At 74.4% G+C, this 19,522-nt stretch carries 15 protein-coding genes; 11 read left to right on the top strand and 4 right to left on the bottom strand.

What is annotated here, in order from left to right; genetic code table 11:
* Window positions 1-14: 14 nt before the first annotated feature.
* Complete coding sequence (locus ACIF6L_RS31230) at window positions 15-1,034, bottom strand: TAXI family TRAP transporter solute-binding subunit (RefSeq protein ID WP_396490812.1); 1,020 nt, start codon at window positions 1,032-1,034, stop codon at window positions 15-17.
* 138 nt (window positions 1,035-1,172) lie between these two features.
* On the opposite strand from ACIF6L_RS31230, the gene miaB reads away from it, so the two are divergent.
* Together miaB and ACIF6L_RS31220 are read left to right on the top strand one after the other, a co-directional pair.
* Window positions 1,173-2,669, top strand: coding sequence for a tRNA (N6-isopentenyl adenosine(37)-C2)-methylthiotransferase MiaB (gene miaB, locus ACIF6L_RS31225; protein ID WP_329489825.1), 1,497 nt, complete (start codon window positions 1,173-1,175; stop codon window positions 2,667-2,669).
* Between the two features lie 96 nt (window positions 2,670-2,765).
* Window positions 2,766-3,464, top strand: a complete 699-nt coding sequence (locus ACIF6L_RS31220; RefSeq protein ID WP_329489826.1) for a class III extradiol dioxygenase subunit B-like domain-containing protein — start codon at window positions 2,766-2,768, stop codon at window positions 3,462-3,464.
* A 49-nt stretch (window positions 3,465-3,513) separates the two neighbouring features.
* On the opposite strand, the gene ACIF6L_RS31215 is transcribed toward ACIF6L_RS31220, so the two are convergent.
* The gene (locus tag ACIF6L_RS31215; RefSeq protein WP_380393505.1) at window positions 3,514-3,783 is read right to left on the bottom strand and encodes an antitoxin; all 270 of its coding nucleotides are present in this window, start codon (window positions 3,781-3,783) and stop codon (window positions 3,514-3,516) included.
* Between the two features lie 169 nt (window positions 3,784-3,952).
* Here ACIF6L_RS31215 and miaA point away from each other — a divergent pair, with 169 nt between their 5' ends.
* The 5 genes from miaA to hflX all read left to right on the top strand — a co-directional run bounded on the left by miaA (window position 3,953) and on the right by hflX (window position 10,870).
* A complete protein-coding gene (miaA, locus tag ACIF6L_RS31210; protein ID WP_359806502.1) occupies window positions 3,953-4,903 on the top strand; it encodes a tRNA (adenosine(37)-N6)-dimethylallyltransferase MiaA in 951 nt (316 codons plus the stop codon).
* A 246-nt stretch (window positions 4,904-5,149) separates the two neighbouring features.
* Window positions 5,150-5,659: a hypothetical protein gene (locus ACIF6L_RS31205; protein WP_359806499.1), complete on the top strand. Its 510-nt coding sequence runs from the start codon at window positions 5,150-5,152 to the stop codon at window positions 5,657-5,659.
* A 74-nt stretch (window positions 5,660-5,733) separates the two neighbouring features.
* Entirely contained in the window at window positions 5,734-6,654 is a 921-nt protein-coding gene (dapF, locus tag ACIF6L_RS31200) for a diaminopimelate epimerase (RefSeq protein ID WP_359838184.1), read from the top strand.
* Window positions 6,655-6,834: 180 nt separating this feature from the next.
* Window positions 6,835-9,210 carry a RelA/SpoT family protein gene (locus ACIF6L_RS31195; protein ID WP_396490813.1) on the top strand — a complete coding sequence of 792 codons (2,376 nt, stop codon included), beginning with the start codon at window positions 6,835-6,837 and terminating at the stop codon, window positions 9,208-9,210.
* A 151-nt stretch (window positions 9,211-9,361) separates the two neighbouring features.
* On the top strand, window positions 9,362-10,870 hold the full coding sequence (gene hflX / locus ACIF6L_RS31190) for a GTPase HflX (protein WP_329489832.1): 1,509 nt from the start codon (window positions 9,362-9,364) through the stop codon (window positions 10,868-10,870).
* 79 nt (window positions 10,871-10,949) lie between these two features.
* Here the strand turns inward: hflX and ACIF6L_RS31185 are convergent, their stop codons facing one another.
* Window positions 10,950-12,095: a trypsin-like serine peptidase gene (locus ACIF6L_RS31185; protein ID WP_396490814.1), complete on the bottom strand. Its 1,146-nt coding sequence runs from the start codon at window positions 12,093-12,095 to the stop codon at window positions 10,950-10,952.
* A 32-nt stretch (window positions 12,096-12,127) separates the two neighbouring features.
* Window positions 12,128-13,324: a trypsin-like serine peptidase gene (locus ACIF6L_RS31180; RefSeq protein WP_396490815.1), complete on the bottom strand. Its 1,197-nt coding sequence runs from the start codon at window positions 13,322-13,324 to the stop codon at window positions 12,128-12,130.
* Window positions 13,325-13,655: 331 nt separating this feature from the next.
* Here ACIF6L_RS31180 and ACIF6L_RS31175 point away from each other — a divergent pair, with 331 nt between their 5' ends.
* Genes ACIF6L_RS31175 through ACIF6L_RS31160 form a run of 4 tightly spaced genes read left to right on the top strand, consistent with a single transcriptional unit; the run spans window position 13,656 to window position 19,514 of the window.
* Window positions 13,656-15,491 (top strand): IucA/IucC family protein, encoded by a 1,836-nt coding sequence (locus tag ACIF6L_RS31175; protein ID WP_396490816.1) that lies wholly within the window; start codon window positions 13,656-13,658, stop codon window positions 15,489-15,491.
* Complete coding sequence (locus ACIF6L_RS31170) at window positions 15,488-16,180, top strand: GNAT family N-acetyltransferase (protein ID WP_396490817.1); 693 nt, start codon at window positions 15,488-15,490, stop codon at window positions 16,178-16,180. The genes ACIF6L_RS31175 and ACIF6L_RS31170 overlap by 4 nt, the downstream gene beginning before the upstream one ends.
* Window positions 16,181-16,240: 60 nt before the next feature.
* On the top strand, window positions 16,241-17,713 hold the full coding sequence (locus ACIF6L_RS31165; protein ID WP_396490818.1) for a SidA/IucD/PvdA family monooxygenase: 1,473 nt from the start codon (window positions 16,241-16,243) through the stop codon (window positions 17,711-17,713).
* Complete coding sequence (locus tag ACIF6L_RS31160) at window positions 17,691-19,514, top strand: IucA/IucC family protein (RefSeq protein WP_396490819.1); 1,824 nt, start codon at window positions 17,691-17,693, stop codon at window positions 19,512-19,514. The genes ACIF6L_RS31165 and ACIF6L_RS31160 overlap by 23 nt, the downstream gene beginning before the upstream one ends.
* Window positions 19,515-19,522 lie beyond the last annotated feature (8 nt).

The following is a 19,522-nucleotide window of genomic DNA, read 5'->3' as shown; positions in this document are numbered from 1 at the left end:
GCGGTGTCAGGACCTCACGGCTTCACCGAGCGGTAGTAGCGCATCGCGCCCTCGTGCAGCGGGAGCGGGTCGGTGTAGACGGCGGTGCGCAGGTCGACCAGCTGGGCGGCGTGGACCTGGGCGCCGATCTGGTCGCGGCTGTCTATCACCGCCCGGGTCATCCCCTGCACCAGGTCGGTGTCCACGTCCTCGCGGGTGATCAGCAGGTTGGGCACGGCCACCGTGGCGACGGCGTCCTTGGGCTCGGCGTTGGGGTAGGTGCCCTTCGGCATGGTGGCCGCCCGGTAGGCGTCGGTGCCGCCGCCCTCGACCTTGTGCACGGCCTCGGCGAGGTCGCCGAGCGGTACGAGCCTGATCCCGATGTGGTCGGACAGGTCGGTCAGCGCGCTGGTCGGCAGCCCGCCGGACCAGAAGAAGGCGTCCAGCTTGCCGGCCCGCAGCTGGTCGGCGGCGTCGCCGACGCCCAGCATGACCGGCGTGATGTCGTGGTCCGGGTCGAGGCCGGCCGAGGAGAGCAGCCGTCTGGTCACCAGGTTCACCCCGGACAGGGCCTGCCCGACGCCGACCCGCTTGCCCTTGAGGTCGGCCGTCCGGCGCACCGTCGAGTCGGCGGGGACGATCAGCTGGAGGTAGTCGTCGTAGAGCCGGGCGATGGCCCGCAGCCGGTCCTTGCCGGGGCCGGAGTACTCGGCGACGGCGTCGGCGGTCGCGATCGCGAAGTCGTCCTGGCCGCTGGTGACCCGGGCCAGGTTGTCGATCGAGCCCTGCGAGTTGTCCAGCCGCAGCCGCACCCCCGGCATCGCCCTGGCGACGTGGGTCTGCAGCAGTTGCCCGTACCGGTCGTAGACGCCGCGCTGGACCCCGGTGGCGAAGCCGGTCTCGCCGCGCGGGTAGTCGGGCGTGCGGCCCGCCGAGAGCCACCAGCCGCCGAACCCGGCCGCCACCAGCACCAGGACCAGCAGCGTCCGCCACAGCGGGCTGCGGGCGGCGGCGCGGAGGGCGCCGCCGGAGCGGGGATCGGGGGAGGGGGCCATGCAGGGATAGTGCCAGGCGCGGGCGGCGAACGGGAGGGGCGCAGGCCGGGGCGGGTGGCGGCCGGCGCCCGGAGAGCGGGCGGGCGGCGCCCGGGCGGGCGGGGAAAAGCCCTTCGCGGGTGCCCGTACCCTGGTTGGGTGAGCGGTGAGAGCGGATTGAAGAGCTACAAGGTCGTCACGTACGGCTGCCAGATGAACGTCCACGACTCCGAGCGGCTGTCCGGGCTGCTGGAGGACGCCGGGTACGTGAAGGCAGGGCAGGACGGCGACCCGGACCTGGTCGTGTTCAACACCTGCGCGGTGCGCGAGAACGCCGACAACAAGCTGTACGGCAACCTCGGGCAGCTGGCGCCGGTGAAGAGCCGCCACCGGGGCATGCAGATCGCCGTCGGCGGCTGCCTGGCGCAGAAGGACCGCGACACCATCGTCCGCAAGGCCCCCTGGGTCGACGTGGTGTTCGGCACCCACAACATCGGGCACCTGCCCGCGCTGCTGGAGCGGGCCGCGGTCGAGCGCAAGGCCCAGGTCGAGATCCTGGAGTCGCTGGAGACCTTCCCGTCCACGCTGCCCACCCGCCGCGAGTCCGCGTACGCCGCGTGGGTGGCCATCTCGGTCGGCTGCAACAACACCTGTACGTTCTGCATCGTCCCCGCGCTGCGCGGCAAGGAGGAGGACCGCCGCCCGGGCGACGTCCTCGCCGAGATCGAGGCGCTGGTCGGCGAGGGCGTCATCGAGGTCACCCTGCTGGGCCAGAACGTCAACGCCTACGGCTCCGACCTGGGCGACCGCGAGGCGTTCTCCAAGCTGCTGCGCGCCGCCGGGCAGATCGAGGGCCTGGAGCGGATCCGCTTCACCTCGCCGCACCCGCGGGACTTCACCGACGACGTGATCGCCGCGATGGCCGAGACCCCGAACGTGATGCACCAGCTGCACATGCCGCTGCAGTCCGGCTCGGACACCGTGCTCAAGGCGATGCGCCGCTCGTACCGGCAGGAGCGCTTCCTCGGCATCATCCGGAAGGTGCGCGAGGCGATGCCGGACGCGGCCATCTCCACCGACATCATCGTGGGCTTCCCCGGCGAGACCGAGGAGGACTTCGAGCAGACCATGCACACCGTGCGCGAGGCCCGCTTCACCAACGCCTTCACCTTCCAGTACTCCAAGCGCCCCGGCACCCCGGCCGCCGAGATGGAGAACCAGGTGCCGAAGGCCGTCGTGCAGGCCCGCTACGACCGGCTGATCGCGCTCCAGGAGGAGATCTCCTGGGAGGAGAACAAGAAGCAGGTCGGACGCACCCTGGAGATCCTGGTCGCCGAGGGCGAGGGCAAGAAGGACGACCGGACCGACCGGCTCTCCGGCCGCGCGCCCGACAACCGGCTGGTGCACTTCACCCGGCCCGCCGAGCCGGTGCGCCCGGGCGACACGGTGACCGTCGAGATCACCTACGCCGCCCCGCACCACCTGCTGGCCGAGGGCCCGACCCTCGGGGTGCGCCGCACCCGGGCCGGCGACGCCTGGGAGAAGCGCCAAGCGGCCCCGGCGGCCAAGCCGGCCGGCGTGATGCTCGGCCTGCCCACCATCGGCGCCCCGGCGCCGGTGGCGGCCCCCGCGGCGGGCGGCTGCTGCGGCGACTGACCGGCGCTCCTTCGGCGGCCCGGCGGGATCTCGGATCCCGCCGGGCCGCCGTCGTCCCCGGCCGAACGGCCGTCCTTCTTCGTTAGAGTGATCCACATGCTGGTTGCCGCCGCCGTCTGCCCCTGTCCGCCGCTGCTCGTCCCGGAGGTCGCCGCCGGCGCCGCCGCCGAGCTGGAGCCGCTGCGCGCGGCCTGCGACGAGGCGCTCGCCGCGCTGCTCGCGGCCGGACCGGAGCTGGTCGTGGTGGTCGGGACCGGTCCCGAGCCCGAGGTCTGGACCGAGGGCGGCGCGGGCTCCTTCCACCGGTACGGCGTGCCGCTGGTGGCCAAGCTGCCGTCCGGCCGGGTCGAGGGGCCGGAGCTGAGCCCCGCGCTGACCGTCGGCGCCTGGCTGCTGGAGCGGGCCGGGGCCACCGTGCCGACGCACGCCTGCGCGGTGCCCGCCGACGCGCCCGCCGACCGGATGCTCGGGCTGGGCCAGGGGCTGGCCGGGCTGGCCGACCGGGTCGGGCTGCTGGTGATGGGCGACGGCAGCGCCTGCCGCTCGCTGAAGGCGCCGGGCTACCTGGACGAGCGGGCCGAGGGCTTCGACGCGGTGATCGCGGACGCGCTGGGCTCGGCGGACACGGCGGCGCTGGCCGCCGTCGACCCGGGCCTGGCCGGCGAGCTGCTGGCCGAGGGCCGGGCCCCCTGGCAGGTGCTGGCCGGCGCCGCCGGGGGCGCCGGCCTCACCGCGCGGCTGGGCTACCGGGACGCGCCGTACGGGGTCGGGTACTTCGTCGCGTCCTGGAGCTGAGACCGGGCCCGGCGAGCGGCCCGGCGAGCGACCCGGGAGCGGGCCGGGATCAGGCGGACGGGCCGCCGGCACCGGGAGCGCCGGGAGCGCCGGGAGCCCCTGGAGCGCCCGGGTCGCCGGGCTTGTGGGCGAAGTCGTCGACCGCCCCCTTGGCCTTGCTGGCGCCGTGCTCGATCTTGTCGCTGTACTTGCCCTTGGTCGCCTTGTCGATCGCGCCGCCGGCCTTGTCCACCACCTGCTCGATCTGCTCGCTGTGCTTGCCGGCCAGTTCGCTCGCCTTCCCCTTGAGCTCGCCGGCCTTGCCCTTGAGGTTGTCCATCAGACCCATGGTGGTCTCACCGTTCCTCTCTGTTTCCTGCTCAACGTCCGTCGTGGCCGAACCGTTCGCAGCCCGGTGAAAACGGCCTGAACCGCTCATATCGTCGCCCGGTGGGGCCGGACGGACGGGGAGGTCACCGGCGCGGCGACGGTTTTGCGAGACTGGTCCGGTGAGCAGCTCCCGTACCGTCCAGCCCCATGCCGCCCCGCCGCGCGTCGTCTCGGTGGTGGGCGCGACCGCCGCCGGCAAGTCCGACCTGGCCGTCGCCCTCGCCCGGGCCCTGGGCGGCGAAGTGATCAACACCGACTCGATGCAGCTCTACCGGGGCATGGACATCGGTACGGCCAAGCTCACCCTGGCGGAGCGCGAGGGCGTCCCGCACCACCTGATGGACATCTGGGACGTCACCGAGGCCGCCAGCGTCGCCGAGTACCAGCGGCTGGCCCGGGCCGAGATCGACCGGTTGCTCGCGGCCGGCCGGACCGCCGTCCTGGTCGGCGGCTCGGGTCTGTACGTCCGGGCGGCGATCGACGAGATGGAGTTCCCCGGCACCGACCCGGAGGTCCGGGCCCGGCTGGAGGCCGAGCTGGCGCAGGCCGGCCCGTACGCGCTGCACCGGCGCCTGGCGGAGCTGGACCCGGCCGCCGCCGAGGCGATCCTGACCGGCAACGGCCGACGGATCGTCCGGGCGCTGGAGGTCATCGAGATCACCGGGCAGCCCTTCACCGCCAACCTGCCGAGCAACACCGCCGTCTACGACGCCGTCCAGATCGGCGTCGCGGTGCCCCGGCCCGAACTGGACGAGCGGATCGCCCTGCGGGTCGACCGGATGTGGCGGGCCGGACTCCTGGACGAGGTGCGGGAGCTGGAGGGGCTGGGCCTCCGTGAGGGCCGGACGGCCTCCCGGGCGCTCGGCTACCAGCAGGTGCTGGACCACTTCGCCGGCGAGTGCACCGAGGACGAGGCCCGTGCCGAGACCGTCCGGGCCACCAAGCGGTTCGCCCGCCGCCAGGAGTCCTGGTTCCGGCGCGACGACCGGATCCACTGGCTCTCCCGGCCGGCCGGCGCCGACCCCGCCGAGCTGCTCTCCCGCTCACTGGAGCTGATCGAGCGTCAGTAATCGGACGGCCCGTGGACGCGATCCGGCCAATCCGGCGGTGCACCTGCGCGCGCAGGTGGGCGTGCAGGACGAACCCGCGGTTACGGCCGGATCACGTCATGGCCACGGATCACCCGATGGCCCCGGTCAGGCCCGGAACGCCCTCCTGGACATGCCATCATCGATGCCATAAGGGTCGGCCCCGGGCGGGTCGACCGTTGCCCGGCCGCGAGTCCGCACTCGTGTCGAACTGTCAGGGGAGGCCGCGTGTCGACGGGTACCGGCCCCGAAAGCGGTCAGAGCGGGAGCGCCACGGCTCAGGCCGACGGCCCCGACACCTCCTCCCTGCCGGACCTGCCGGTGCTGGCGGGTCTCGACGGACCGACCTCCTACGCGCTCGCGCTGCCCGCCCTGGACACCAGCGCCCCGGCCGGCGCGGTGCACGAGCGGGAGATCCGACCGCGCCGCCGGCTGCGCTGGTGGCAGACCCTGCCGATCGCGCTGCTGGGCACCGCCGGCTCGCTGATGTTCGCCTTCCCGCTCGCCTTCGGCTCGGCCGGGGCCGGCTCCGCGATGGTCGGCATGCTCGGTCTGCTGCTCACCGCGGCCTCGGTCGGCTGGGGCGCGATGGCCGCCCGGCACGCCGGGTACAAGTGGCCGGGGCTGCCGCGTCGCGGCTCGGGCCGGCGCGCCGGGTGGAAGGCGATCGTGATCTACACCCTAGTCGCCCTGGTCGCCTGCGCGCTCGCGCTGTGGCGGGTCGTCCACCTGCGCTGACCGCCACCGCCCGCCGCCTCGGCGGGCGCGGTCCGCCTGCTGGTCCGCGGCGCTGCGGAGCGGGCCCGCTCAGTATGATCGGGAGGGTGAGCGAATCCTCCGTGACCCCCGCCGGCCTGCCCTTCCTGAAGGGGCACGGCACCCAGAACGACTTCGTCATCGTGCCCGATCCGGACGGCCTGCTGACGATCGGCCCCGAGGCGGTCGCCGCGCTCTGCGACCGCCGGGCCGGCATCGGCGGGGACGGGCTGCTGCGGGTGGTGCGCTCGGCCGCCGACCCGGTCGCGGCCGACCAGGCGGAGCAGGCCGAGTGGTTCATGGACTACCGCAACTCCGACGGTTCGATCGGCGAGATGTGCGGCAACGGGGTCCGGGTCTTCGCCCGCTACCTGGTCGAGGCCGGGCTGGCCGAGCCTGGCGAGCTGGCGGTGGCCACCCGGGCCGGCGTGCGGCGGGTGCGGGTGGGCGCGGACGCCGGGGACGGCACGCCCGGTCAGGTGACCGTGGACATGGGCCGCGCGGTGCTGCCCGGACCGGACGGCATCGAGGTGGCGGTCGGCGAGCGGCGCTGGCCGGCCCGCAACGTGAACATGGGCAACCCGCACGCGGTGGCCTTCGTGGACAGCCTCGACCAGGCCGGCGACCTGCTGAGCGCGCCGCTCACCAGCCCCGCGAACGCCTACCCGGAGGGCGTCAACGTCGAGTTCGTGGTGGACCGCGGTCCGCGCCACGTCGCGATGCGGGTGCACGAGCGCGGCTCGGGCGAGACCCGCTCCTGCGGCACCGGGGCCTGCGCCGTCGCCGTGGCCGCCGCCCGGCGGGACGGTGTCGACCCGGCGGTCACCGGTGAGGCCGTCACCTACACCGTGGACGTGCTCGGGGGCCGGCTGATGATCACCGAGTACCCGGACGGTCGGGTGGAGAAGACCGGTCCGGCGGTCATCGTGGCCCGCGGCGAGCTCGACCCGGGGTGGCTCGCCACCGCCCACCGGTAGGTCCGGTTCGAACAGGCCCTGGCAGTGCGGCCGGTTTGCCCATTTCGTGCGGTGATGAATCCCCCCGTTCGGGTGATCCCGATGACCGACGGGGAGCAGGGCGTCGCGGAACGTGCTCTGCTCGGTAGCATGGACCACCGGGTCGGCCAATGCTCCCGGTGACCGCTGCCGGAGGTGCCGATGACCATCGAAGCCGGGCAGCCCCTGGCGGGGCAGCCGACGTCCGCACGGCAGGCCGGGCCCAAGCGGCCCCTGGGAGGCCTCGGCCGGGCCGCCCTCGGCCGGGCCGGGCGCGCCGCCCTGCTGGCCACCGGCCGCACGCCGGTGCCGGACGCGCTCGAACCGCTGGTGCAGGCCCACCGCCGCCACCATCCGCAGGCCGACCTCGGCCTGCTCGGCCGGGCCTACCGGCTCGCCGAGGCCAGCCACCGCGGGCAGAAGCGCAAGAGCGGCGAGCCGTACATCACCCACCCACTGGCCGTCACCATGATCCTGGCGCAACTCGGCGCCGGGACAACCACGTTGGTCGCCTCGCTGCTCCACGACACCGTGGAGGACACCGAGTTGACGCTGGACCAGGTGGGGGCCGGCTTCGGGCCCGAAGTCGCCTACCTGGTCGACGGGGTGACGAAGCTGGAGAAGGTCGACTTCGGTGCGGCGGCCGAGGCGGAGACCTTCCGCAAGATGCTGGTCGCCACCGGGGACGACGTCCGGGTGATGGTCATCAAGCTCGCCGACCGGCTGCACAACATGCGCACCATCCGGCACATGAAGCCCGCCAGCCGGGTCCGGATCGCCAAGGTCACCCGGGACGTGCTGATCCCGCTGGCCGAGCGGCTGGGCATCCAGGTGCTCAAGGCGGAGCTGGAGGACATCGTCTTCGCCACCCTGCACCCGGAGGAGTACGCCCGGACCAGGGCGCTGCTGGCCGGCCGCGAGGACCACCCGGACGCCCTGCTCGCCCCGTTCGCCCTGGCGCTGGGCCGCCAGCTCGCCGAGGCCGGGGTGGCCGCCGAGGTCACCGTCCGGCCGCGGCACTGCGTCTCGCTGCACCGGGTCCTGCTCAAGCGGGACGCCGCCGCCGGGCCGGACGGGCGCCCGCAGGGGCCCCAGCCCGCCGACTTCGGCCGGGTGCTGGTGGTGGTCGAGGAGAACGCGGACTGCTACGCCGTGCTCGGCGAACTGCACACCTGCTGGACACCGCTGCCGGGCGAGTTCAAGGACTTCGTGGCCGCTCCCAAGTTCAACCTCTACCAGTCGCTGCACACCGCGGTGGCGCTGGAGGGCGGCGAGGTGGTCGAGGTGCTGGTCCGCACCCGGCGGATGCACGAGATCGCCGAGACCGGGGTGGTGGCCCTCGGGGACCCCCGCCAGCCCGGCACCGAGCCGGGCGCGGACGAGCTGGACCGCACCGACCCGGCCAGACCCGGCTGGCTCAGCCGGCTGCTGGAGTGGCAGCAGGAGACGCCCGATCCGGACGCGTTCTGGTCCGCGCTGACCGCCGACCTCGCCGGGGACCGCGAGATCACCGTCGTCACCGAGGCCGGCGAAACGCTTCAGCTGCGGGCCGGTGCCAGCTGCGTCGACGCGGCCTACCTGCTCGGCGAGGAGACCGGCCACCGATGTATCGGCGCCCGGGTCAACGGCCGGCTCACCGCGCTCTCCACCGTCCTCCAGGACGGCGACCGGGTGGCCATCCTCACCGAGCAGGGCGATCCGGCCGCCCGCCCGTCCGGCCCGGCGCCCGAGTGGCTGGCGCACGCCCGTACGCCGGCCGCCCGGCTGGCCATCGAGCGGTGGCTGGCCGACCACCCGCCGCGCGTCCCGGTGGTCCGTACCGGGCCGTCGGCCGGCCAGCCGGCACCGCCCGCGCACCGCACCGCCGAGCGCGGCGAGGCCCCGGTCACGGTGGTCGGCCGGCCCGGGGCGCCGGTCCGGCTGGCCCGCTGCTGCACCCCGGTGCCACCGGACGAGGTCAGCGGCTTCGCGATCCGCGGCGGCGCGGTCGCCGTGCACCGCACCGGCTGTCCGGCCGGCGAGCGGATGCGGGCGGACGGGCGGGGCACCCCGGAGGTCCGCTGGCGGCCCGGCGCCGCGCCGCCGTCCGGCTACCGGGCCACCCTGCGGGCCGAGGCGCTGAACCGGCCCCGGCTGCTGGCGGACCTCACCGCGGCGATCTCGGGGGAGGGCATCGGGATCGTCTCGGCGGAGGTGGAGCCGCCGCAGGAGCTGCGGGTGCGGCACACCTACACCGTGGAGCTGCCCGAGCCGGGCGCGCTGCCCGCCGTGCTGCGGGCGATGCTCCGGGTCTCCGGGGTGTACGACGTGGGCCGGCCGTACGCCCCGGCGGGGGGCGGTGCCCGCACCCCGGCCGCGGCGGCCGGGGCGGCGACCCGCCCGGCGCCGGGCCCGGTGCCCGAGCCGGTCTCCGGCGCGGTGTCCGGGCCGGTGTCCGGGCCGGTGTCCGCGCAGGGAAATGGGGATGACCCGTCGGCGCCCGGCGTGCGACCATCATGGGGAATTCACGGCCGGTCCGCGGCGTTCACTGGACACTGAACACAAGAGTCCCAGTGGGCTCCGTGGCCCTGAGGGGTAGCTCACGACTCGCCCGAGCGGTAGACGGGGCGGCAGCTGGGCAGACTCCGGGTGAGACCGTTGTGCACGGTCGCGCCCACAGGCCGTCCCACTCCTGCAGCCAAAGGACAGAATGACCTCCACGTCAGACACCCGCGACCACGCCGACGCCCCGCGCCGCTTCGACGGTCTGCGGGCGGAAGCCCTCATGGACGAGGACCTCGCGGCCATCGACGAGGACCTCGACCACCACTACGACGGCGACCAGTACGACCGCAGCGAGCGAGCCGCCCTGCGCCGTGTCGCCGGCCTCTCCACCGAACTCCAGGACGTCACCGAGGTCGAGTACCGCCAGCTCCGTCTGGAGCGCGTGGTGCTCGTCGGCGTCTGGACCGACGGCACCGTCGAGGAGGCGGAGAACTCGCTGGCCGAGCTCGCGGCCCTCGCCGAGACCGCCGGTTCCGAGGTGCTGGACGGCGTCATCCAGCGCCGCGACAAGCCCGACGCGGCCACCTACATCGGCTCCGGCAAGGCGAAGGAGCTGCGCGACATCGTCGCGGCGACCGGCGCCGACACCGTGGTCTGCGACGGTGAGCTCACCCCGGGCCAGCTGATCCACCTGGAAGACGTCGTCAAGGTCAAGGTCGTCGACCGGACGGCCCTGATCCTGGACATCTTCGCCCAGCACGCCAAGTCCCGTGAGGGCAAGGCGCAGGTCTCGCTCGCGCAGATGCAGTACATGCTGCCGCGCCTGCGGGGCTGGGGTCAGTCGCTCTCCCGGCAGATGGGTGGTGGTGGCTCCGGCTCGTCCGGCGGCGGCATGGCCACCCGTGGTCCCGGTGAGACCAAGATCGAGACCGACCGTCGGCGGATCCGCGAGAAGATGGCGAAGCTCCGCCGTGAGATCGCCGACATGAAGAAGGGCCGCGACACCAAGCGCCAGGAGCGCAAGCGCCACCAGGTGCCGTCCGTGGCCATCGCCGGTTACACCAACGCCGGCAAGTCCTCGCTGCTCAACCGGCTCACCGGCGCGGGCGTGCTGGTGGAGAACTCGCTGTTCGCCACCCTCGACCCGACGGTGCGCCGGGCGCAGACCCCGAGCGGCCGGCTCTACACCCTGGCCGACACCGTGGGCTTCGTCCGGCACCTGCCGCACCACCTGGTCGAGGCGTTCCGCTCGACCATGGAGGAGGTCGCCGACGCGGACCTCATCCTGCACGTGGTGGACGGCTCGCACCCCGAGCCGGAGACGCAGCTGGCCGCCGTCCGCGAGGTGATCGTCTCGGTCGAGGCACAGAACGTGCCGGAGATCGTGGTGATCAACAAGGCGGACGCCGCCGACCCGCTCGTGCTGCAGCGCCTGCTGCGCCGCGAGCCGCACGCGATCGTGGTGTCGGCCCGCAGCGGCCTGGGCATCGAGGAGCTGCTGAAGCTCATCGACGACGAGCTGCCGCGCCCGGCGATCGAGGTGCAGGTGCTGGTCCCGTACACCCAGGGCGGCCTGGTCTCCCGGGTGCACGCCGAGGGCGAGCTGCTCTCCACCGAGCACACCGCCGAGGGCACCCTGCTGCACGCGAAGGTGCCGGCCGAGCTGGCCGCCGAGCTGGAGCGCTACGCGGTCGCGCTGAGCTCGCAGAGCTGAGCACCGGCAGCCGACGGGCCCCGGCCTCCCCCCCGCGGGAGGCCGGGGCCCGTCGTCGTCCCCGGGGGCCGGGCGCGTCCTACTTGGCGTTCTTGGAGAAGTAGTCGAAGGCCTGCTTCGCCTGGTCCTGGAGCGAGGGGCCGGCCATGTACTCGGACGGGTTGCGGTTGCCGATCGAGTTGACGCTGATCAGGTTCGGCTTGCCGTCCTTGGTGATGAACCAGCCGCCGCCGCTGGACCCGCCGGTCATGGTGCAGCCGATCACGTACATCGGCGGGCGGGCCTGGTCGAAGGAGAGCCTGACCGGCCGGACGGTGGAGTCGCAGTGGTTGAGCTCCATGCCGTCGAACGGCCGCTCGGCCGGGTAGCCGTAGGAGAAGGCCGAGGTGATCTGCTCGCGCGGGGCGTTGAACCAGATCGGGACGGAGCCGCCGACCGTCTCCTCCAGCGACTTGCCGGAGCCGTTCTCGTTGCGGACCCGGATGATCCCGTAGTCGAACTGGGAGTTGGGGCCGACACCGGTCTCCTTCACCCAGGTCGGCGCGACCAGCGCGCGGACCGCCGTCCACCGCCCGTACGGGGAGACCTGCTGCTCGGTGTACTGCCTGCCCCGGCTGGCCTGGCCGTCGCGGTTGTAGCCGGGGACGAAGACGATGTTCTTCAGCCAGCCGCCGCCCTTGCCGTCGTGCAGGCAGTGCGCGGCGGTGTAGACGAGGTTGCTGCGGCCCGGGTTGGCCGGGTCGGAGACCACGGTGCCCGAGCACATCGAGTCACCCTCGGGCGCGGTCATGAAGATCTTGCCGACCACCGCCGTCGCCGGGCTGTACGGGTGCGGCTGCGGCCTGGCCGGGACGGCCGCCGGCGGGTCGTCCCGGACGACCGTGTTCCCCGGGCTCTTGTGCGAGTACTCCGGGGTGGGCCGGCCCTTGGCGTTCTCCATCTTGGCGATCGACCAGAAGCCCTGGGCGACCTCGTTGACGAAGGCGTTCTCGCTGACGAAGCGGGCCCAGTCGTCGAGCTTCCAGCCGGCGAGGTCCTGGAGGCTGCCGGGCAGTGCACCCGGCTTGGCGGACGCGGCGGTGGCGGCAGCGGTCGTGGCCGGGGTGGACGCGGCGTCGGCGCTGCCCGCGTCCTCCGGTCCGCAGGCGGTCGCGGTGAGCGCGAGCGCGGCGAGTACGGCGGCGGCCGCCGGCGCGGTGCGGTGCCTGGTCTTCGGCATGGTCATCGGTCCCCGTGTGGTCTTCGGCGCGGAGGCGGCTACTTCTGCTTCCTGGAGATGTAGTCCAGGGCCTGCTTGGCGACCGTCTCCAGGTACGGGCCGCTCAGCGAGGTGTGGTCCTGGGTGCCGATGGAGGTGTTGCTGACCAGGGCGGTCCGGCCGTCCGGCATCGGGGCGAACCAGCCGCCGCCGCTGGAGCCCTGGGTCATGGTGCAGCCGATGGTGAGCATCGCCGGGCGCTTGGCGTCGAAGGAGAGCCGGGCGGGCTTCCCGCCGTCGCACTTGTACAACTCCTGCCCGTCGAAGGGCTTGTAGAGCGGGTAGCCCCAGGCCGAGGCGGAGATCCGGTCGCGCGGGGCGTCGAACCAGATTGGGACGGCCGCGCCGACCGTCTCCTCCAGCGACTTGCCGGTGTCGTTCTGGTTCTGCACCCGCATCACGGCGAAGTCGTACTGGTTGGCGGCGTCACCGGTGCCGCCGCCCTCGACCGTCCACTGCGGCGAGGTCACCACGTCCTTGGCCCACCAGGTGCCCAGCGGTGCCAGCTCCGCGAGCGGGGCCTTCTTGCCGCCGCTGGAGGCACCGGAGTTGTTGTAGGCGGGGACGAAGACGAGGTCCTTGTAGAAGTCGCCGCCCTTGCCGGGGTGCACGCAGTGCCCGGCGGTCCAGACCAGGTTGCTCTTGCCGGGGTGCGCCGGGTCGGCGATCACCGTGGCCGAGCAGTTGCCGCGGCCGCCGTCGGCGCTGAAGAACACCTTGCCGGACGGCTGCTTGGTGTACGGGCGGGTCACCGGCGTGGCCTTGACCGGGGCCGGGTCCGGATCGGTCACCCCGGCGTCGCCGGTTGGCTTCGTGGTGGGCGGGGCCGGGTCGGCCGGCTTGGAGTCGCCCATCTTGTCCGGGTTCCAGAAGTCCTTCACCACCGGGTTGTTGAAGACGTGCTTGGAGGCCCAGTTGTCCCAGTCCTCGAACTTCCACTTCTTCAGGTCGTCCCAGCTCGTGGGCAGGCCCTCCAGCAGGCTGGTCGGGATGCCCGACGGCAGGGTCAGGCCGCCGATCACACCGCCGCCGATCACGCCGCCACCCCCGGCGGTCGCGGCGCTGCCGCTCGCCGGGGCCGGCGGCGGGGCGGCGGTGCCCCCGCCGGAGGGGCCGTCGGGCCCGCAGGCCGTCACGACGAGCAGCGTTCCGGCGGCGAGGGCCGCGGCCATGGCTGACCGGTGGATCGATGGCATGGTGTTCGCTTCCCCCTGCTGGTCCTGTGCGGCGGCGGCCGACCGCCTTGGAGTCTCCCACTGGCCACCAGGACGACGCGGGCCGACCCCCGGGTTGCGACGGCGGCCGGAGGTCACCGATCTGTGACGAACGCCCGGTTGGCTCGTTGGCACGGCAGGTCCTCCCTCCTGAGTGTTGAACTCTCACCGCTCTTCACTCGGACGAGTGAGCAGCCCTTGTGATCACCCCTCAGGGATAGCTAACCCTTACCTGACGCGACGGTGCGAGCGCCCGCCACACCCTCTCCACCACCAGCGCGCGTCCGCACCCCACGCGCCACAAGGAGCAGCCTTGAGCACCGCCGTCACCGGAGCCCCGCCCGAAGCCCCGACGCGCCACCCCGCCCCGGTCCAGCCCGCCGGGGTCCGGCCGGCCGCGGCCCGCCCGGTGCCGCCCGACCCGCTGCTCCATCCGGACCCGGCCGTCGCCGCCGAACAGGCCGGTCTGGAAGCCCTGTTGCGGTGCTGGGCCCGGGAGACCGGGGCTGTACCCGGGCCGGACGGGCGGCTGCGGATCGCCGTACTCGGCGGCGCCGCCCGGCTGCTCGCCCCGGTCCGCTACTGGTCGCCGGCCGGCTGGCACCGCTTCGGCCCGGCCACCCTCGCGGTCGGTGAGGGCACCGCCGCCGCCCCGGTGGACGCCGTCACCGCCGCCGCCCTGCTCGCCGCCGCGGCCGCCGACCGCCCCGACCCCGGCCAGGTCGCCGACCTCGCCGCCCGGGTCGCCGACTCGGTGGTCCGCACCGCCGACATCCTGGCCCACCGCCGCACCGCCGCCGCCCCCGGCGGGCCGGAGGGCTCGCAGTTCCTGGCCGCCGAGCAGTCCCTGCTGCTGGGCCACCCGCTGCACCCGACGCCCAAGAGCCGCGACGGCCTCGGGCCCGCGCAGAGCGCCGCGTACTCCCCGGAGCTCCACGGCTCCTTCCGGCTGCACTGGTACGCCGTCGACTGCGACCTGCTCGCGGCCGGTTCGGCGCTGACCGAGAGCGCCGACCGGATCACCGCCCACCTGCTCGGCGACCCGACCCTGGTGCCGCCCGGGACGGCCGCCCTCCCGCTGCACCCCTGGCAGGCCCGCGAGCTCGCCCTGCGCCCGGCCGTCGCGGAACTGCTCGCCGACGGGCGGCTGCGCGACCTCGGCCCGGCCGGTGACCCCTGGTACCCGACCTCCTCGGTGCGCACCGTCTACCGGCCCGGCACGCCCTGGATGCTGAAGCTCTCGCTCGGCCTGCGGATCACCAACTCCCGGCGGGAGAACCTCCGCAAGGAGCTCCACCGGGGTCTGGAGATGCACCGGCTGCTGGAGACCGGACTGGCCGCCGAGTGGCGGGCCGCCCACCCCGGCTTCGACATCGTCCGCGACCCGGCCTGGATCGGCGTCGACCACCCCGCGCTCGGCGACCCCGGCGGGTTGGACACCGTGCTGCGCGCCCAGCCGTTCGCCCCGGGCGACCGCGCCCTCTGCGTGGCCGGGCTGGTCGCCGAACAGCCGCTCGGCACCGGCGACACCGTACCGTCGCGGCTCGGCGACACCCTGCGGGCGCTCGCCGCGCGCTGCGGACGCCCGCTGCCCACGGTGGCCGCCGAATGGTTCCTGCGCTACCTGGACGCCGTCGTCCTGCCGGTGCTCTGGCTGGACGGCCAGGCCGGCATCGCGCTGGAGGCGCACCAGCAGAACAGCCTCGTCCTGCTCGACGCCGACGGGTGGCCGCAGGGCGGCCGCTACCGGGACAACCAGGGTTTCTACTACCGGCAGAGCGCGGCCGACCGGCTCACCGCCCGGCTGCCCGGGCTCGGTGCCCGGAGCGACACCTTCCTGGCCGACGAGGTGATCGACCACCACTTCGCCTACTACCTCGGGATCAACCACGTCCTGGGCCTGATCGGCGCCTTCGGCTCGCAGCGGCTGGCCGACGAGTCGGTGCTGCTGGCCGCCCTGCGCGGCTTCCTGTCCGGACCGCGCGTCGCGGCCACCGGGTCCGCGCTGCCCGCGCTCCTGCTGGACGCCGCCACGCTGCCCTGCAAGGCCAACCTGCTCACCCGGATCAACGGCCTGGACGAGCTGGTCGGGCCGGTGGCCACGCAGTCCGTCTACGTCGACATCCCCAACCCGGTGGCCGGCGCGTGAACTCCCGCGCGAGCGGCTCCGACGACGGCTGCGGTACCGGTGAAGGTCTTGAGGACGTTTCCGGTGAGGGCTCCGACGGCGTGTCCGCCGAAGGCCCCGACGGTGTGACCGACCGGGGCCCGATGGCCACCGGCGCGGGGGAGTTCCGGCTCCGCCCGGTCCGGCTGCCCGCCGACCTGGAGCTGCTCGCCGGGTGGATGAACGACCCCGAGACCGCCGCCTTCTGGGAGCTCGCCGGGCCGCCCGCCGTCACCGAACGGCACCTGCGGGCCCAGCTCGACGGCGACGGCCGCAGCCTGCCCCGCCTGGGGCTGCTCGACGGCGCCCCGATGAGCTACTGGGAGATCTACCGCGCCGACCTCGACCCGCTCGCCGCGCACTACCCGGCCCGGCCCCACGACACCGGCGTCCACCTGCTGCTCGGCCCCGCCGACTGCCGGGGGCGGGGCCTGGGCGCGACCCTGCTCGCCGCGCTGGCCGACCGCATCCTGCGGGCGCGGCCGCGCTGCCGGCGGGTGGTCGCCGAGCCCGACGTCCGGAACCTGCGCTCGATCCGTGCCTTCGAACGGGCCGGCTTCACCCGGGCCGCCGAACTCGACCTGCCCGACAAGCGCGCGGCGCTGATGGTCCGCGACCGCGGTCCGGACCGGCCGGGCCGGGTGCCGCCGGACCGAGCCCCCGCCGCCTGACCGCGCCCCTCCGCCGCCCGCCCGCCCGCGACCGACCCCGCCGAGGACACCTCCGACTCCATGGACACCCCAGCAGCCCCACCCGCGCCGTACGACCTGCTCGGCGTCGGCATCGGCCCGTTCAACCTCTCGCTCGCCGCGCTGGCCGAACCCGCCCCCGGCCTGCGCACGCTCTTCTGCGACCAGCGCCCGGAGTTCCGCTGGCACCCCGGGATGCTGGTCGACGGGGCCCGGATGCAGGTCCCCTTCCTCGCCGACCTGGTCTCCCTGGTCGACCCGACCAACCGCTGGTCCTTCCTCAACTACCTGCGCGAGCAGGACCGGCTCTTCCCGTTCTACTTCGCGGAGCGCTTCCAGCTGCCCCGCCGGGAGTACGACCACTACTGCCGCTGGGCGGCCGAACGGCTCGGCAACTGCCGCTTCGGCACCGAGGTCACCGCGCTGCACCGGGACGGCGCGCTGTACCGGGCCGAACTCCGCGACACCGCCACCGGCCGGCGCACCGAGGTGCACGCCCGCAACCTCGCGCTCGGCGTCGGCACCCGGCCGGTCCTGCCCGAGGCCTTCACCGCCCTCGACGGCCACCCCCGGGCCTTCCACTCCGCCGACTACCTGGACCGCCGGGAGACCCTGGACGACGCGCGCGACATCACCGTGGTCGGCAGCGGGCAGTCCGGCGCGGAGGTCTTCCTCGACCTGCTGCGCCGGGTGGGGGAGGGCGTCCGGCTGCGCTGGCTCACCCGCACCCGGGCGCTGGCGCCGATGGAGTACTCCAAGCTCGGGCTGGAGCACTTCACGCCCGACTACACCCGCTACTTCCACGGCCTGCCCGGGCCCGTCCGGGACACCCTGGTCGAGGCGCAGTGGCAACTGCACAAGGCCGCCAGCGCCGAGACCCTCGCCGAGATCCACGACCACCTGTACGAGCGGACCATCGGCCGGCCGATCGACGACGCCCCGGTCGAGATCACCCCCGGCACGGCCGTCACCGACGCCCGGCCCGGCCCCTGCGGCGGTCTCGAACTCCGCTGCCGGCACGGTGACTCGGGCGTCGAGCACGTGCTGCGTACCGACGCCGTGGTGCTCGCCACGGGGTACCGCGCCGCCCGCCCGGCCGCCCTGGAGCCGCTCGCCCACCTGATCGACTGGGACGCGGCCGGGCGCTACCGGGTCGACCTCGACCACCGGGTCGCGACCCTGCCCGACCTCGTCGGCGGACTGTACGTACAGAACGCCGAGTTGCACACTCATGGCGTCGGCACTCCCGATCTCGGGCTCGGCGCCCACCGGGCCGCCGTGATCCTCAACGCCGTCGCCGGCCGGACGGTCCACCGGCTGCCCGAACGCACCGCCTGGACCGGCTTCGCACCACCCGTCACCCCCGTCACCCCCGTCAGCCCCGTCACCCCCGCCACCCCCGGTGGCTCCACCGGCCCTGCCGCCCCCGCCATGGGCGACGTCCCCGCCACCGCGGACGTCCCCGCCGTTCCGCGACCCCAGGAGTGGACCCGTGCCGCAACCGCCGGCCGCTGAACCCCCGCTGTACCTGCCCCCGCAGCTCACCGCCGGGCACTGGGCGCGGGCCGGCCGCGCGCTGCTGGCCAAGATGCTCGGCGAGTTCGCCTACGAGGAGCTGATCACCCCCGTCCCCGACGGCCCCGACGGCTACCTGCTCCGGCTGCCCGAGGCCGAGTACCGCTTCACCGCCGGCCGCGGCGCGTACGGCGGCTGGCAGGTCGTCCCGGACTCGGTGCGCTGCTCCCGGCCGGACGGCCTGGACCCGCTGCGCTTCCTCCCCTACGCCCGGCACACCCTCGGGCTGCGCGGCGACACCACCGGCCACCTGATCCGCGAACTCACCGCGACCCTGATCGCCGACGCCCACCAGCTCGCCACCGCGCTCACCGCCGCCGAGCTCGCCGACCTCGGCCACCCCGAGCTGGAGGGCCGGCAGGGCGGGCACCCCTGGATCGTCCCCAACAAGGGCCGGCTCGGCTTCTCCGCCACCGACGCCGCCCGCTGGGCCCCGGAGGCGCGCACCCCGCGACCGCTGCCCTGGATCGCCGTGCACCGCCGGCTGGCGCAGTACCGCGGCGTTCCCGGCGTCGCCGAGCCCGAGCAACTGTACGCGCGCGAGCTCGACGACCCCGCCGCCCTGCGCGCCGTCCTCGGCCCGGACGCCGACGACTACCTGCTGCTGCCGGTGCACCCCTGGCAGTGGGACGAGACCGTCGTCCCGCTGTTCGCCCCGTGGATCGCGAGCGGTGAGATCGTCCCGCTGCCCACCGACGGCGACCTGCGGCTGCCCCAGCAGTCCATCCGCTCCTTCTTCAACCGGAGCCGGCCCGACCGCTGCACCGTCAAGCTGCCGCTCGCCATCCTCAACACCCTGGTCTGGCGCGGCCTGCCCACCGAGCGCACGCTGGCCGCGCCCGCCGTGACCGCCTGGATCCACGGGATCCGGCAGGCCGACCCGTTCCTGCGCGACGAGTGCCGGATCGTGCTGCTCGGCGAGATCGCCTCCGTCACCGTCGACCACCCGCTCTACCGGGAGCTGCCGGAGGCGCCCTACCAGTACAAGGAACTGCTGGGCGCGATCTGGCGCGAGCCGCTCGGCCCCTGCCTGGACGGCGGCGAGCGCGCCCGCACCCTGGCGGCGCTGCTGCAGACCGGCTCCGACGGGCGGGCGCTGGCCGCCGAGCTGATCGCCCGCTCCGGCCTCACCCCCGCCGCGTGGACCGCCCGGCTGTTCGCGGCGATGCTCCCGCCGCTGCTGCACTTCCTCTACCGGTACGGCCTGGTCTTCTCCCCGCACGGGGAGAACGCCATCGTGGTCTTCGACGAGCGGGACGCCCCGGCCCGGCTCGCGGTCAAGGACTTCGTCGACGACGTCAACCTGAGCGACCAGGACCTGCCCGAGCTGCGCGAGCTGCCCGCCGAGGTGGCCGAGGTACTGCTGCGCGAGGACCCGCAGGGCCTCTGCCAGTTCCTCCACTCCGGCCTGTTCATCGGCGTCTACCGCTACCTCGCCCCGCTGCTGGAGGCGCAGACCGGACTGCCCGAGGCCGAGTTCTGGGCCCTGCTGCGGGCCGAGATCCTGCGCTACCAGGAGCGCTTCCCCGAGCTGCGCGAGCGGTTCGAGCTCTTCGACCTGTTCCGCCCGCGGATCGACCGGCTCTGCCTCAACCGGAACCGGCTGCTGCTGGACGGTTACGGGGACCGCCCGCACCGCCCGCACGCGGCCCGGCACGGCACCGTGCCCAACGCGCTGGCCGCCGCGGGAGCCGCGGTGCCGCACGGCCGGCGGGACCGGATTGTCACCCCCGCCCCGTAGGCTGGGTG

Origin of the sequence: Kitasatospora sp. NPDC086009 (assembly GCF_044540385.1) — a bacterium.
In the GTDB taxonomy this organism is placed as follows: Bacteria; Actinomycetota; Actinomycetes; order Streptomycetales; family Streptomycetaceae; genus Kitasatospora.
The sequence above is the reverse complement of the archived record's forward strand: the minus strand, read 5'-3'. Positions and strand labels throughout refer to the sequence as shown.